At 38.6% G+C, this 14,414-nt stretch carries 17 protein-coding genes; 16 read left to right on the top strand and 1 reads right to left on the bottom strand.

The features are described 5' to 3' along the window. The first annotated feature begins 55 nt into the window (after nt 1–55). From OCV43_RS07240 to OCV43_RS07210, 7 genes are all read left to right on the top strand, one after another. Nucleotides 56–346 carry a hypothetical protein gene (locus tag OCV43_RS07240; protein WP_262623748.1) on the top strand — a complete coding sequence of 97 codons (291 nt, stop codon included), beginning with the start codon at nt 56–58 and terminating at the stop codon, nt 344–346. A 17-nt stretch (nt 347–363) separates the two neighbouring features. Then, the gene (locus OCV43_RS07235) at nt 364–1,425 is read left to right on the top strand and encodes a DUF262 domain-containing protein (RefSeq protein ID WP_262623747.1); all 1,062 of its coding nucleotides are present in this window, start codon (nt 364–366) and stop codon (nt 1,423–1,425) included. Then, nucleotides 1,409–1,855, top strand: a complete 447-nt coding sequence (locus OCV43_RS07230) for a DUF3846 domain-containing protein (protein WP_262623746.1) — start codon at nt 1,409–1,411, stop codon at nt 1,853–1,855. The genes OCV43_RS07235 and OCV43_RS07230 overlap by 17 nt, the downstream gene beginning before the upstream one ends. A 237-nt stretch (nt 1,856–2,092) precedes the next feature. Continuing rightward, entirely contained in the window at nt 2,093–2,314 is a 222-nt protein-coding gene (locus OCV43_RS07225) for a hypothetical protein (RefSeq protein WP_262623745.1), read from the top strand. 103 nt (nt 2,315–2,417) lie between these two features. Then, on the top strand, nt 2,418–3,386 hold the full coding sequence (locus tag OCV43_RS07220) for a DUF4365 domain-containing protein (protein WP_262623744.1): 969 nt from the start codon (nt 2,418–2,420) through the stop codon (nt 3,384–3,386). A 788-nt stretch (nt 3,387–4,174) separates the two neighbouring features. Beyond that, the gene (locus tag OCV43_RS07215) at nt 4,175–4,390 is read left to right on the top strand and encodes a helix-turn-helix domain-containing protein (protein ID WP_022025722.1); all 216 of its coding nucleotides are present in this window, start codon (nt 4,175–4,177) and stop codon (nt 4,388–4,390) included. Between the two features lies 1 nt (nt 4,391). After that, nucleotides 4,392–5,672 carry a type II toxin-antitoxin system HipA family toxin gene (locus OCV43_RS07210; protein ID WP_262623743.1) on the top strand — a complete coding sequence of 427 codons (1,281 nt, stop codon included), beginning with the start codon at nt 4,392–4,394 and terminating at the stop codon, nt 5,670–5,672. 151 nt (nt 5,673–5,823) lie between these two features. On the opposite strand, the gene OCV43_RS07205 is transcribed toward OCV43_RS07210, so the two are convergent. Beyond that, nucleotides 5,824–6,063 carry a helix-turn-helix domain-containing protein gene (locus OCV43_RS07205; RefSeq protein ID WP_022242261.1) on the bottom strand — a complete coding sequence of 80 codons (240 nt, stop codon included), beginning with the start codon at nt 6,061–6,063 and terminating at the stop codon, nt 5,824–5,826. Between the two features lie 118 nt (nt 6,064–6,181). Between OCV43_RS07205 and OCV43_RS07200 the strand changes: the two genes are divergently transcribed. The 9 genes from OCV43_RS07200 (at nt 6,182) to ilvC (ending at nt 14,266) form a co-directional block, all read left to right on the top strand. Then, complete coding sequence (locus OCV43_RS07200) at nt 6,182–7,375, top strand: SPFH domain-containing protein (RefSeq protein WP_262623742.1); 1,194 nt, start codon at nt 6,182–6,184, stop codon at nt 7,373–7,375. Then, entirely contained in the window at nt 7,375–7,953 is a 579-nt protein-coding gene (locus tag OCV43_RS07195) for a hypothetical protein (RefSeq protein ID WP_262623741.1), read from the top strand. The genes OCV43_RS07200 and OCV43_RS07195 overlap by 1 nt, the downstream gene beginning before the upstream one ends. Before the next feature lie 3 nt (nt 7,954–7,956). Further along, nucleotides 7,957–9,069: a class-II aminoacyl-tRNA synthetase family protein gene (locus OCV43_RS07190; protein ID WP_262623740.1), complete on the top strand. Its 1,113-nt coding sequence runs from the start codon at nt 7,957–7,959 to the stop codon at nt 9,067–9,069. A gap of 16 nt (nt 9,070–9,085) precedes the next feature. Continuing rightward, nucleotides 9,086–10,285, top strand: a complete 1,200-nt coding sequence (locus OCV43_RS07185; protein WP_262623739.1) for a zinc ribbon domain-containing protein — start codon at nt 9,086–9,088, stop codon at nt 10,283–10,285. A 485-nt stretch (nt 10,286–10,770) separates the two neighbouring features. After that, complete coding sequence (locus OCV43_RS07180; protein ID WP_262623738.1) at nt 10,771–11,544, top strand: flagellar biosynthesis protein FlgM; 774 nt, start codon at nt 10,771–10,773, stop codon at nt 11,542–11,544. Nucleotides 11,545–11,866: 322 nt separating this feature from the next. Continuing rightward, on the top strand, nt 11,867–12,091 hold the full coding sequence (locus OCV43_RS13860) for a response regulator transcription factor (protein WP_022242267.1): 225 nt from the start codon (nt 11,867–11,869) through the stop codon (nt 12,089–12,091). A gap of 71 nt (nt 12,092–12,162) precedes the next feature. After that, complete coding sequence (locus OCV43_RS07170; RefSeq protein ID WP_117698981.1) at nt 12,163–12,531, top strand: Hpt domain-containing protein; 369 nt, start codon at nt 12,163–12,165, stop codon at nt 12,529–12,531. Nucleotides 12,532–12,718: 187 nt separating this feature from the next. Continuing rightward, entirely contained in the window at nt 12,719–13,219 is a 501-nt protein-coding gene (ilvN, locus tag OCV43_RS07165; RefSeq protein WP_022242269.1) for an acetolactate synthase small subunit, read from the top strand. A 24-nt stretch (nt 13,220–13,243) separates the two neighbouring features. Then, nucleotides 13,244–14,266, top strand: coding sequence for a ketol-acid reductoisomerase (gene ilvC, locus OCV43_RS07160; RefSeq protein WP_022242270.1), 1,023 nt, complete (start codon nt 13,244–13,246; stop codon nt 14,264–14,266). Nucleotides 14,267–14,414: the final 148 nt, after the last annotated feature.

Raw genomic sequence — 14,414 nt, 5'->3', positions numbered from 1 at the left:
TTGTTTTGGTGAGACATGTAAAAATGTTAGAAATCAGATAAACAGCAAGGATCTCATGCGTGAGTTACTTATCAAGGGGTATTACGATTTCTCTGATACCGTTGGTATGAAGATTGTAAACAATTGTCAGGACAAGATTCCAGCATCATTTTCTTATTATTGTCCTACAGGATGGGGTATCACAGAGTGTAGCAATATTCTGGTAAATCCAATATTTTCAAATCTAGCTACACAGCCATGTGGAGAGCTTGTTAAGCCAAAGACAAATGCTGAGGAAGATATGTGGGACTATGAAGATTACGAAGAGGAAGGCGACGATGAAGAGTGGGGAGATTATGACGAGTAGTCAGGAGGTAGTGGTTTATGATTAGAAGTACATTGCCGAGTGGCGTGAAAACATTGCAGAAGTGGTATGCCAATGGTCAGCTTGTATTTGACAATGCGATTCAGCGTTCCAGCGGTCAATGGGGTATTCTACAAAAGAGCCTGCTCATCCATAGTATCTTGGCAGGCTACCCAATACCGCCAGTGTTCCTGCTTAAATATAAGAATGACGATGCCACCATATATGATTGCATCGAGGGCAAGCAGAGATTGCTTAACACATTCAGTTTTATGTCTTGGGAGTATGCGTTACATGGCGGTACTCCAGACGTAGAGCTGGATGGCGAGGTTTATGAAATCGCAGGCAGGAGCTTTGATGAACTTTCAGATGAGCTGAAGGATATTATATCTGGTTACAGATATAGTATCTCCGTAATCGAAGATGCGACAGAGGAAGAGGTAGAAGATATTTTCTACCGCTTAAACTCTCCAACGCCACTTACCCAAATTCAAAGGTCAAGGTCTGTTATGGGTACGGAGCTTGCAAGATGGACAAGGGATATTCTGGAAAAGGATTTCTTTACCAAGGCAATTTGTCTTACTCAGGCACAGTGGCGGAGAGAGGGCGATCTTGAGGTATTACTCCAGACCATGCTGTTGCTGGATAATCGTAGCGAAAATTACGAGTATAAGGCAATATCCAATACTGAGGTGTTAAAGTATTGCAGCCATATCAGGGGTAGATTCTCTCCAGAAAAGCGTGTGGTAATTGAGGAGCTGTTTGACTATCTTTCAGGGGCATTCTCAGACAAGTGTAAGTTCCTGAAGAAATCGGCAGTACCTATGGTGGCAGTTATTGGAAAGCTGGCATTGGAGAATAGCATTACTCCAGAGCAGTATCGTGGTTTCATAGACAGCTTTGCGAATACAGTAAATGAGGAGTATGAAGCCAATAAGGGTAATGGAAACGTGAAGAGGGTAAAAACTGAGGGCAGACTTCTTGCGATGGCTGATGATTTTGGTCAATACTTCAACATATCAAATCTTGTGGTTATCGGGGGTAGTGCAGAGAGCGAGGATGCCAATGAAGCAGAAGATTAAAGCGTATATCATCCGTGTAGATGAAGAGGGAAGACAATACAAGGGGTACTTTACTGAGATAGATAATACCCTTGAAGCGAAACAGGAAATCGTAGGTGGTCTGATTCAGGTGGTTAGATTAACGCCTGATATAGATATCATCATAAACGATGAAGGTAAGCTACGGGGTATGCCATTAAACAGAATTTGGCTCAGTGAAGATGGCGAGCCGCTGGATTTCCTTGTTGGAAATATTATAGCGGTACGACATTGCGATGATGTATTCACTGATATTTTGTCTGAGGATTGTGAAATAATCGAGAGATTATTGCCACCAATCAGGCTGAATATGTCTGTTATGGGTAAGGATGGAAAGTATCGCACCAACTCAATGTTCTACTTTAATCATGATGAGTTGTTAGATTACAAGGAGTGTGCCGATGAAGATTGATAAGAAAGCAGTATATGAGAGGGTAAATGTGAAATGAAATTGTATGGTTGTTAGTGGTATGAATTTTGTTTTGAACATACAATGGGGTATGTCAAGACCTCTTGCTGGTTGATTTTGGTCAGCAGGAGGTCTATTTTATTGGGTTTTCTAAGAAATGGATGGTCAGAGATGAGGCGATAACCAAGTCGCTGGGATTCTATCAAAATTAAATTTATTATTTTTCAGGAGGTTGAAATTATGGAACACGATTTAATATTTGATGGAAGGAACATTCCAGTAGCCGAAGCGGCAAAGATTATGGGGAAAGACCCACAGTTCATACGACTTGCTATGATAAACAAGTTATTACCTATTGGATTAACGTATAAGAAGGAAGGTTCTACTCAGTATGACTTCTATATAAGTCCAAAGCTGTTTTATGAGTATACGGGATGTTACTTTGACTCAAAGAACGACTAATATAGTTACGCTTTCTAAGTAGTCAATGCGTGGTTAATAATCTATGCGTTGGCTATTTTTTATGGTAATATAATAATAGGTTTTGGATGTGAGAGGTAATAATATGGACACAAATTATTTTCGTGATTGGAAGACTTTAGGTAAAAGACGTTCTGAAAATCAGATTATTGGGGAGTCAGGTATTGATATATTGAGATCCTTATTTCCTAAGGAATGGGTAATAAGGGAGTACACTGCTGATTATGGAATTGACTTAGATGTTGAATTATTTGAGGAGTGTAATGATGGGGTATATGTTACAAAGGGTGAACATGTACTTTTTCAAGTTAAGACAACCAATGATATTGAAGTAAAAGATTTGGAGGTTTATTCTAAAACAAAATCTGATAATTGTATATTTAAGGTGGTCAAACATCCTTTAGATACAGCGTTGTTAGCTACAGTTGAAAAGATGGGAAGTGCAGTTCCTGTATTGCTTTGCTTAGTGGATAATGTAGAAAGAGAGGGATATTTTGTATGCTTGAACGATTATGTTGATAAAATATTAATATCTCAAAAACCAGATTATGATAGGCAGGGAACAGTTACTATTAATATTCCAATAGAAAATAGGATAAGTAGTGGAAAATTTGCGATTGAATGGTATGGGAAAAGAGCAAAATTATATTCTTTCTTTAATTTAGTAAATTGTCAAAAGAGGGATTTATTGTATACGCCAGATTGTAATCTGGAACAAATGGTTGAGATGTTTTTGAATAGAATATGTCGATTAGATATATGGTCGGATAAAATGTTAGAGTTATTTAAAGAACAGATAGATTACTATACAGAACATCATTCTACAAAACAAGCAGATATAATAATTAATAATGCAATAGAAAGAGGGGAAAATGTTGATGAACCCATTTGGGAAGGAACGTATTGTATGGGAGAAGTATCTTTTCGGCATGCAACTCAAATACAGGAATTGCATAGGTTATGGGATCAGATGTGTATAATATCAGATATGTATGAGACTGATTATCGAGAAGCGTATCTTCCTACATATTATTGGTTTATAGTTAATAAGTAGTAAAAAATATATTTGAGTATTTATAAGTACTAAGTTATTTGTTTTTTTATTAACATAGTGTTAAGCTAGACAAAATTCATTATTGTAGACTGAATGGTATCACTTTTATAATAGAAGGAAAATTGTTTAGCCTTGTTGTAGCTATTGGACGAAAAGCCACACCGAAAGCCACACATGCTTGATTTATCTTGAATTTACTGGGTGCATTGATTCTGTAGAGGAAGCAGCAAAAGCTGGTAAATTCTAAATAGAAAGCTTGATTTTATAGGCTTATTGGAGACTCATATCTTTTTTGGTATGGGTCTCTTTTTTTTACTCATTTTCTGGATTTGGTGTAAAAATAGCTGCACGCTGCCCTCAAGTCGCCATATGTAAATATTATGACGAGTACTATTCACATTATTATTCAGATTTTAAGGTGACGGATGAAGTATTAAGAAGAAACACAGTTCTTCCGCAAAACAGAATAGGTGAGACTTGTACAGAGCATGAAGTAAATTTTGTATGCAGGCGTGAAGATGGTTCATATGTAAGCTCGCGTACGATGCAGCATGTTTCGAGGATTGTGCATGAACAGCTTACCTGCACTTAAATTGGGGAGTCTCAAGGTTCGTAAAACGGTATTGATTGAGCTTACTGTGAAATATGAAGGAATGAAATATCACATCTGGTATTGACATAGCCGAACGGCTTAGTATATGATAAATATATCAAAAATAAGCCGTTCGCCCTTTTTTAGCTTGCGCAAAATTAAAATAAGCCGTTCGACTATGCGACAAGGAGGCGTCATGAAAATAGCAGATGCAGAAGCTTTTGGAAATGAATTACGTACACGCAGAAAAGAATTGGGATATACACAGGCTTATATCGCTGAATTTACAGGATTTAGTGTCAGCTTTATATCTGATCTGGAAAGAGGAAAGGAAACGTGTGAGATTGGAAAGGCGATTGAGATTGTAAATCTTTTAGGTATGGATTTGTGTATGGAAAAGCGAGGTAAATAAAATGAGAGATTTTCATGTATTTATTGAACAGCAGGGAGAGCAGATCTATGTTGGTAAGATAACAGGAAGTGGATCTGAAGATGCGGTATTTTCCTATGCACAAGAGTATTTGGATAATCCGTCAAGTTGTCCTATTTCAATTCATCTTCCATTGCAGGCACAAAACTTTTCGGCAGAAGAAACAAGACTTTTTTTTGAAGGCCTTCTACCGGAAGGTTTTACCAGGAAGTGTGTAGCCGGATGGATTCATGCAGATGAATATGATTATCTGACAATCTTAGCTGCTTTGGGGAGGGAATGTCTGGGTGCTATTCAGATTATTGAAGATGGCATGGATGTTCCAAAAGCTGGTTATCAGAAACTTACAAAGGAAGATGTATGCAGATTGGCGAAAGAAGGTGCTTCAGAAGCGGCAGAGTTGGTTGCAAAAGCGCATTTGTCTCTGACCGGAGCCTCTGGTAAAGTTGGATTGTATTATAAGAAAGACACAAATGAATGGTATTTACCAATTGGAGCAGCTCCGAGTACGCATATTGTGAAACAAAGTCATGTCAGATTAGACGGGATTGTTACCAATGAACAGCTATGTTTACAGACAGCCAAAAATCTGGGGATTGATGTACCGGACAGCTTTGTGATAAATGTAGGAACTGGTAAAGATGAAGATGTGTTATTTGCAACACATAGATATGATCGGATCATTGACGAAAAATGTCGGGTTATAGATGGGTTAACAGTTCCGTTTCGACTGCATCAGGAGGATTTTTCGCAGGCCATGGGTATTTCATCCGGTCATAAATATGAGCATAATGGAGAAGGTTACCTAAAAAGAATGTGTGATATTTTGAAAAAATATTCCTCGAATCCAATGGAAGATCAGTTAAAACTATGGGATATCTGTGTATTCAACTATCTCATAGGGAATACCGATAATCATATTAAGAATGTATCACTTCTTTATGCATCTGATATGGCATCCATACGATTAGCACCAGCTTACGACATTGTATGTACGATGATCTATCCAAGCAGTACTACGGAGATGGCTGTTTCGATTGGGTGTGAATATGACATTCATAAAATCAAGCGAGAGCACTTTTGTCGGGAGTTGAAAAATATCGGGATTGGTGAAAAACTTGCCATGAAGCATTATGATGATATGCTAAGCAGAATAGAAAGTGCACTTGAGAAATCGTGTGAAACACTTATGCAACAGGGATTTATACAGGCAAAAGACATGAAAAAAAGGATTTTAGAGGTGCGAAAGCTGGCGTGGATGTAAAGAAAGACATTTATAATGTCAGAATCGGGCAAAGTCAACGACAGGACAACATTGTAGAAAATAACATATTAAAAAAAATAACATTGGTAGCTCCCCTTTTATATGACAAAACAACAACAGGCAACTAAACCATTCACCGTTTAGCTGCCTGTTATTGTTTAAAGAATTCATTAAAATCACAATTAAAAATCTTGGTCAATCCAATCAGCATATCTACCGTTGGGTTATTATAACCATTTTCCACCTTGCTGAATATGCCGGTAGTTACATTGATGCCATCACATTGGAGCTTCGCAATGACTTCGGTGGCTTTCAAACCCTGTTCTTTCCGCAGTCTCCGGATGTTAGAACCTACCAGTGGATGCAGGTGTTGATTAATTCTTTCTGACATAGGTATCACCTCGTTGAGAAAATAATATCCAAAATGGAAGAAAAAAGTATCCAAAATGGAAGTTTTATAGTATAATCGAGAAAGGAGTTTATATAAATTTACGGAAGGAGAAAGTTTGATGGCTATTCAGGAAGTGATCAAATATGAAGGGGATAATTCAACTCTTATTTATAAGCATCCCGCAGAAGACTTTAATACGCTGTCACAATTGATTGTGCATGAGTCGCAGGAGGCAGTATTTTTCAGTGACGGACAGGCACTGGATTCTTTTAAAGCAGGTCGTTATACCTTAGAAACGAAAAACATTCCACTTATTTCCAAAATAAGAAATCTGGTTTCGGGCGGAGTAAGTCCGTTCCATGTGGAGGTTTATTTTATTAACCTTGCGACCATGATGGATATCGCATGGGGAACACCAAGTCAGGTGACAGTTCGTGATCCGAATTACGGCTATAGTTACAGTGCCGGTGCCAGTGGTTCTTTCGGACTGAAAATAGAGGATGGAAGAAAGCTTCTGATTAATCTGGTTGGTACCGAAAAAGCAATGACCACCAAAGATATTCAGAAATTTTTTAAAGACCTTTTAGTTACAAGAGTAAAAAATTGCATTGCAGTAGAACTCAGCAAATATAGCTACAATGTTTTCAACCAGCATTTGAATGAAATTTCCGAGAACGTTGCCGGTCAGGTGGAAAACGACCTTGAAAGCTATGGCATCCGGATTTTAAATTTCTTTGTGTCTGCAGTTACCATTAAGCCGGACGATTTGGAAGAGCTTAAAAAATTAGATAACAGCATGGCACAGAAGCGGTTTGAAGCAATGGGAAATCGTGATGCTACCGTAATTGAAGCAGAAGGACTTGCCAAAGCGAGAGAACTGCAGGGATATACCTGGCAACAGGAGCAGCAGTTTGATGTAAGCAGAACATTTGCACAGAATGAAGGCTTTGCAGCGAATCCGGCGAATATGATGGCACAGATTCCACTGGCGTTTTCCATGGGTGACATGATGAAAAACAATATGGATGCAGCAGTTCAGGCACAGCCGGTAACAGCCGCGCAGACAGGGACAGCAGCAATGCAGCCAGATATTGCAGCAACACAGCCGCAGCCAGCAGTGCAGCCGCAGGCGCAAGGTGGAAATATTACCTGTGTCAAGTGTGGAACGAGTCTGCCGAAGGATGCTAAATTCTGTTTCCAGTGTGGTGAAAAAGTGGTGATTCAACAGAAGATTTTCTGCGCAAACTGTGGAAATGAAATGCCGCCGGAAGCTAATTTCTGTACGAAATGCGGAACGAGGAGGGAGAAATAATGTTCAAGTACATATTTTGCCTGATTGCAATATTGATGCAGCCAATTTTTGCATTTCTGGTATTTCATAAACAGGAAAAACAAAAGGCAGCATTAAAGATGCCGCTTGTATATCTGAGCGGAGTCTATCTTGTAATTCAGATTTTTGTTTTCTTTAAGGTCTGCCTGAAAATTCCGAAGGATTATCAGGTGTATTCCTATTTGTTACAGAGTGCGATTTTAGCAGTTTTCATTATCATTGAGATTGCTATGGCAGCAAGTAATAAATATATTACAAAGGTTCAGACACAGGAACAGAGTTCCATCGAAGTGTTTAAAGGACTTATTCAGCAGCTTGAAATTTGCAGAGTGCAGATTACAGATGAGGTCAACCGCAAAGAAATTGGCAAAGTGCTGGAAAAGATGCGATACAGTGATCCGGTCAGTTCACCGGCAGTGGCAACAGAAAATGAGGCAATCAGACAGTTGATATTGCAGCTTTCTTCAACAACAGATGAAGCCGCTTTTGCGGAAATCTGCGGAGCAATCATGAAGCAGCTTGAAATTAGAAAAATGAAAAATACAAAGGAGCAGGGCTAGAAAATGGAAGAAATAAAATGTCCCAGTTGTGGCAGTGGTGCAGTAAGAAAAATTACAGAAGAAAAGTATGAATGCATGGCATGTGATAATCTTTTCCTGGTACATAATTTATCAAAAGAGTTTCAGAAAACAGATGAACATATTGAAAATATTCATCAGGATTTGAAGAAAACAATTGAAAATATCAATCTGACTGCTGCTGTTGCCGGAGGAAGTGGAAGAGATGGTCTTGATAACCGTTATAAAAATGCCATGACATTACTAAATCAGGGAAACATTTCGGCAGCAAAAGCAGAATTTACAGGAATCCGTAATGATTTTATGTGGAGCTGTAAGGGCTATTATGGACTGATTTTATGTGAAAAAAAGAAGAAACATATAAATTGGGGGGAGATAGGAGATTATATTCAGCAAATATATCGCTGTGAGGATGTTACTCCAGAGATTCTTCAGGAGATGGAAGGCATTTTAAATGACGGCAGACAGATCGCTTTAGCAAGTCTTGGAAAGTCATTGAATGAGCGGAATGCACAGCAGAATGAGATTAGTTCTAAAATACAACAGGTAACTGAAATGTCTAAATTGCAGGAAAACACACTGACACGGAAAAAGGAAGAGTTTGCAGAGCGTTGGAGCCAGACTTCCCCTGTCCGCAAGGCAATTTCTATTGCAATCGGTATTATCTGTGCGTTAGTACTGGTATGGTGTGCGGTTTCCCTGTTCCGCTGGATTATTGATGTGAGACATTTATTTGCCAATGCAATGAATTATGGATTTTTTGCAGGAATTTTACGCATTTTATGGAGCTGTGTCCGGACAATTCTCCGTGTTGCAGTGTCTGTTGGTGTAATTATTCTGGGTATTTTGATTTACTTTGTTATTCTTGGGTTCATTACGGCAAATCCACAGAAAGATGATGCACAGCTTAATATTGATAAAATGGATGAACAGATTCAGAAATTACAGGAAAGACATGAGATTTTACAGAGTCGCTTTGATGAGGAACAAATGAATATACAGAATATCAATCGTATCGGAAGCAGATTAGAACAACTGCAGCAGATAAAACCGGAAGAAATTATTCCTTTATTAATTGAAGCCGGAAAATATTACTAGAAAAGGAGAAATGAAAATGGGATTCATGAAATCATTGTTTGGAAACATGGGAGTACAGCAGGAGATACCGGAAAAGAAAATTATAATCAGAGATGTTGGACCAAATCCAGCACAGGTAATATCTATCATTCAGAATTATTATCCGGAAGATGCGGATCAGGTAAGCATGCTGGTAAATGAAAATATGATGGAAGGTAATGCAACTGTCTGCAGATTATCCCCAACAGAAAGCCTTTATGAGCTGCAACAGGCGTTAGACGCCGCAGGAGCATCAACTTTTATCCAGAAGAACTGGACAGATGAAGAAAATGCAAGAGCTATTGCAGATATTGTTATTTTTTCTCTGGGCGGACAGCCTGATCAGGTCATGGAGTGTTACCATGAAATCTTAGGACTTGACAGAAGAGACCTGGAATTGAAACTTTTAAAAGATATTTCGGATGAAAATGGATTTTTAATATCAACAACCAGAGAAAGAGCAGAGACATTAAAAGCAGCGTTGGACGAACTCGGTGCTGATGCAGAAATTGATGTGACATGGGACGAGGATGCGCAGGCATCACTGATTGTTTTTTCAACCGGAAATATGAAAGAATATTTATTTTCGGATGATATAAGAAGAGCTTATTTACATGTCGTCAGCAAAGAGATTTCGGGTGCAAATTTTAAGGATATATCAGATGAAGAACCTGCTATTATAGACGGAGTTTGTTCCTCACTCGTATATTTGCGCGATGAGATAGACCGTGCCGGTGGTGAGACAGTAATTGTTTTTGATACAGATCAATCTGTTGCTGCTGCATTATATATCATGGATGTAGGTTCAGATAAATCCAAAATACTTAAGATATTACAGAAATATTTAGGAATAAGTATAGCTGAAGCAAACGAGCAGGTAAATGAACTTGTAATTGGAAAGAGCCAGGTGGTAAAAGGCTATTTAGGTCTTTTAAAGGATATGAAAAAAGAACTGGATGCATTGCGCGTTAAAACAGAATTGATGCTGGATTTTGAGGAGGAAGAGGATGAAGAGATTGAGAACTTTTCAGCACTGCATTGCAATAATTGCGGTGCCGAACTTGCATCAGGCACAAAATTCTGCCCGAAATGCGGCACCAAAGTTGAGGAAGCTCAGAAAATGTTCTGTTCACAGTGTGGAAATGAAATTATGCCCGGGGCAAAATTCTGCACAAAGTGCGGAGCAAGATGCATGTAACAGATACAAAAATAGAAGTTGAAAGAAATTGAGATGGAAAACATCTGCTTATCCGATTAAGGGAGGGCAGATGCTTTCTTTTTTTACTGACATTTTCATTTCATCATGTTATAATGCAATCAAAGCTTGATATTTCTATATACATTTCAATGGCACATAGCCAGTCAGAAGTATACCGGTATTCTATCATTTCGCCGGGTTCACCACATAACCTGATATGATAACAGGAATTTTCAAAGCTTTTATTTCACATTAAATGAAGCGGAGAGAATTCTTTCAGACAAAGGTTGTTGCGGTTAAGTGACATTGCAAAAGTATACTCTCCAAGACAAAAGAAAGGAGAAGAAATGTCAGAAAAAGCAGAAAAATTATAATGGCATCCGGCGTTTTGTGCAGCAACAGAACTGGAACTGCGACAAGATCTGGATGTACTGGAATTAATTCCGGAGTATAATTTAAGTAAGAAACCACTTCAGATTGATCTTGTGATTATTAAAAAGATGGATTGGAAGCGGACGTTACAAAATGAAATTGGTCATATTATGAGGGGACACAATATTTTAGAGTATAAGGGACCGGGAGATGAATTGACGATAGATTCCTTCTTTAAGGTAATTGGATACGCCAGCTTATATAAGGCGCAGGGGATAGCAGTCAATAAAATTCCAGCATCTGAGGTGACCGTATCCTTTTTTCGGAATGCTTATCCGAAGGCACTTTTTCAGGAACTGAAAAAAGAAGGATATATCCTGAAAAAAATGTATCCTGGAATTTATTATGTAAGAGGAAAAGTTCCGTTTCCAGTACAAGTTGTAGTAACAAGTCAGTTGGAAAGAAAAGCTCATTGCAGCCTGCGGGTATTGACTACACAGGTAGAGATGCAGGATGCAGAACTATTTTTGGAACAGATATATTATTTGGAAAGTAAGAATGAACGGAGCAATATTGATTCGGTACTTCAAGTAAGTGTAAATGCAAATAAGCAGGTATATAGTCTGTTAAGGAGGAAAAATGAGATGTGTGAAGCATTGCGTGAATTAATGAAAGATGAAATTGAAAAAGAACTGGAAAATAAATTGGAGCAGGGCGAAAAACTGCAACTAATTCGTCAGGTAATTAAGAAACTGCAAAAAGGCAACTCCGTAGAAGAAACATCTGATATGCTGGAAGAAGAGCCGGAAAATATCAGGAAGATATATGAAATTGCAGCAACTATGGCGCCGGATTATGACGTAGAAAAAATATATCAAAAACTGTAGAAATTCAAATGGAAATATACCGGAAATATACCCAAGTAAGTCCCTAAGAAAAATTGTAGGGAAACACTTGACAAACATATTTTTATAAGATATAGTGTAAAAGTACTAGCTATTAAGCTAATATAATTTTTCATAACTCATGCCTCTCGGGTTCTTCGGAGTTCGGGAGGTACTCCCCGAAAATATAGTCAGGATTTTATCCTGGCTTTTTTATTTTACAGGAAATTGTTTTCCTGCAAAATGTGTTTTCTATAGTTCCAAAATGCTTGTAAGAAGCTAGCTATGGTATGCCCGGCAGGTTATCAGCAAGGAGGATGTTTTTATGAAGTTACTCTATGCAGAAGACGAAGAAAGCATGGCAGAAGCTGTTACAGATATTCTTGTATTTCATAAGTACCAGGTTGATACGGTATATGATGGAGAAGAGGCATTGGAATATGCAAGAAAAGAAATAATCAGGACGCTTATTATGCTCTCGGAAGGACAACAAAGTGTAAAGCAACAGAATGAACCGCCGGTGCAGCCGGATGGAAACACCAGACAATAAGGAAGAATTGCTTGAAAAAGAAAAAACGGTGGTGTACTATAATGCTATGAGAAAATCAACAGAAAGGGAATATGAGTATGGATTTAGAGCAATGCTACAAGGAACTGGAGGGAGATTATGCAGAGGTCATGCGCAGACTCCGGAAGGAAGAGCTGGTACACCGTTTTTTGATAAAATTCTTAGAAAGCGATGAAGTACAGCGGATTGATGAAGCTTTACAGGAAAGGGATTATGAGAAAGCCTTTGATCTGGTACACACCTTAAAGGGAGAGACCATGACGCTCGGGTTGGGACGGCTGAGCAAATCAAGCATAATTCTGTGCGAACAGCTCCGCTATAAAATATACGGAGAAGAGATGCTGCAGCAATTTAGGAAAGTCAGAATGGATTATCAGAAGACAATTGATATTATCCGGAAATACAGGGATTCACAGCCGTAATTTATGCAGGCAGCCCGCCAAATTGCAAAATGTGTTTCTTGTAGTTTTATGTTATTGTTATTAATGATATAACCATAGGTTATTGTACGAAAAAATATTATTACTTTAAGCCATTTTAGTATTGACAAACAGAACTGATATGCTAGAATAACTGTAATGTGAATGAAAGAAAAAGGATGGTTTTCACATGAGAAAACAGGCATTATCTATTTTAGTAGAGAATACCTCAGGCGTATTAAGTCATATCTCAGGACTTTTCAGCCGGAGAGGATATAACATTGATAGTTTTTCATCTGGTGTAACTGCAGATCCAAGATATACCAGAATAACTATAGTAGCAAGTGGTGACGAGCAGATTTTAGAGCAGATTGAAAAGCAGCTTGCAAAGCTTGAAGATGTACGGAATATTAAAAAATTAGAACCGGGTACATCAGTGACCAGAGAACTGATTCTGGTTAAGATTAAAGCGAAGGATACAGAGCGTCAGGCAATCTTAAGCGTTACCAATATTTTCCATGGCAAGGTGGTTGATGTCACCAACGATTCCATGGTAATTGAACTGACAGGGCATCAGGATAAATTAGATGCATTTATGGATCTGTTACAGGGCTATGAGATATTAGAGCTCGCTAGAACCGGTATCACAGGTTTGACCAGAGGGTCTGCCGATGTTACATATTTAGATTAATCATTAAAACAGGAGGCTGAAAAAATGGCAGCAAAAATTTATTATCAGGAAGATTGTAACCTTTCCTTACTGGATGGTAAGAAAATCGCCATCATTGGTTACGGTAGCCAGGGACATGCACATGCATTAAATTTAAAGGAATCAGGCTGTGATGTCATTATTGGACTTTACAATGGTAGCAAATCCTGGGCAAAAGCAGAAAAACAGGGATTCAAAGTATATACAGCAGCAGAAGCTGCAAAACAGGCTGATATTATTATGATTCTTATCAATGACGAGTTACAGGCAGATATGTATAAGAACGATATCGAGCCAAATCTTGAGCCAGGAAACATGTTAATGTTCGCTCACGGATTTAACATTCATTTCGGATGTATCAAACCTCCAAAGGATGTTGACGTAACAATGATCGCTCCTAAGGCACCAGGACATACTGTACGTTCTGAGTATCAGGCTGGAAAAGGAACTCCTTGTCTGGTAGCAGTAGAGCAGGATGCAACCGGTAAAGCACTTGACCTGGCATTAGCATATGGTCTTGGAATTGGTGGAGCAAGAGCAGGACTTCTTGAGACAACCTTCCGTACAGAGACAGAGACAGACCTCTTCGGTGAGCAGGCAGTTCTTTGTGGCGGTGTTTGTGCACTTATGCAGGCTGGTTTCGAAACACTTTGCGAAGCTGGTTATGACCCAAGAAATGCATACTTCGAGTGTATCCATGAGATGAAACTGATTGTTGACTTAATCTACCAGTCAGGATTCGCTGGAATGAGATATTCTATCTCTAACACTGCTGAGTATGGTGATTATATCACAGGACCTAAGATTGTTACTGCTGAGACAAAGAAAGCAATGAAACAGATTTTAACAGATATTCAGGATGGTACTTTTGCAAAAGACTTCTTACTTGATATGTCACCGGCAGGACGCCAGGTACACTTCAAAGCTATGAGAAAGCTTGCTTCTGAGCATCCATCAGAGAAAGTCGGCGAAGAAATTCGTAAGCTGTATAGCTGGAACAACGAAGAAGATAAGCTGGTTAACAACTAATCTGATACTTCAAAAAGATGATAAAAAAGCTGTCGCAATTGCGGCAGCTTTTTTTTACGCGAGTAGCGAGAAAAATCGAGTTATAGGACAAAATGTGTTGATGAAAACCGCTTTCAAGCCTTGAAAATAAAGGGCTGAAGGCGGTTTA

The organism is Roseburia amylophila, from assembly GCF_025567465.1.
GTDB classification, from domain to species: Bacteria; Bacillota; Clostridia; order Lachnospirales; family Lachnospiraceae; genus Roseburia_C; species Roseburia_C amylophila.
This window is presented reverse-complemented; position numbering and strand designations above follow the sequence as displayed.

Bases quoted from the DNA above. Each gene is read 5' to 3' on its own strand.
- OCV43_RS07240 (WP_262623748.1), top strand. From the start codon at position 56: ATGCGTGAGTTACTTATCAAGGGGTATTACGATTTCTCTGATACCGTT.
- OCV43_RS07235 (WP_262623747.1), top strand. From the start codon at position 364: ATGATTAGAAGTACATTGCCGAGTGGCGTGAAAACATTGCAGAAGTGG.
- OCV43_RS07230 (WP_262623746.1), top strand. From the start codon at position 1,409: ATGAAGCAGAAGATTAAAGCGTATATCATCCGTGTAGATGAAGAGGGA.
- OCV43_RS07225 (WP_262623745.1), top strand. From the start codon at position 2,093: ATGGAACACGATTTAATATTTGATGGAAGGAACATTCCAGTAGCCGAA.
- OCV43_RS07220 (WP_262623744.1), top strand. From the start codon at position 2,418: ATGGACACAAATTATTTTCGTGATTGGAAGACTTTAGGTAAAAGACGT.
- OCV43_RS07215 (WP_022025722.1), top strand. From the start codon at position 4,175: ATGAAAATAGCAGATGCAGAAGCTTTTGGAAATGAATTACGTACACGC.
- OCV43_RS07210 (WP_262623743.1), top strand. From the start codon at position 4,392: ATGAGAGATTTTCATGTATTTATTGAACAGCAGGGAGAGCAGATCTAT.
- OCV43_RS07205 (WP_022242261.1), bottom strand. From the start codon at position 6,063: ATGTCAGAAAGAATTAATCAACACCTGCATCCACTGGTAGGTTCTAAC.
- OCV43_RS07200 (WP_262623742.1), top strand. From the start codon at position 6,182: ATGGCTATTCAGGAAGTGATCAAATATGAAGGGGATAATTCAACTCTT.
- OCV43_RS07195 (WP_262623741.1), top strand. From the start codon at position 7,375: ATGTTCAAGTACATATTTTGCCTGATTGCAATATTGATGCAGCCAATT.
- OCV43_RS07190 (WP_262623740.1), top strand. From the start codon at position 7,957: ATGGAAGAAATAAAATGTCCCAGTTGTGGCAGTGGTGCAGTAAGAAAA.
- OCV43_RS07185 (WP_262623739.1), top strand. From the start codon at position 9,086: ATGGGATTCATGAAATCATTGTTTGGAAACATGGGAGTACAGCAGGAG.
- OCV43_RS13860 (WP_022242267.1), top strand. From the start codon at position 11,867: ATGAAGTTACTCTATGCAGAAGACGAAGAAAGCATGGCAGAAGCTGTT.
- OCV43_RS07170 (WP_117698981.1), top strand. From the start codon at position 12,163: ATGAGTATGGATTTAGAGCAATGCTACAAGGAACTGGAGGGAGATTAT.
- ilvN (WP_022242269.1), top strand. From the start codon at position 12,719: ATGAGAAAACAGGCATTATCTATTTTAGTAGAGAATACCTCAGGCGTA.
- ilvC (WP_022242270.1), top strand. From the start codon at position 13,244: ATGGCAGCAAAAATTTATTATCAGGAAGATTGTAACCTTTCCTTACTG.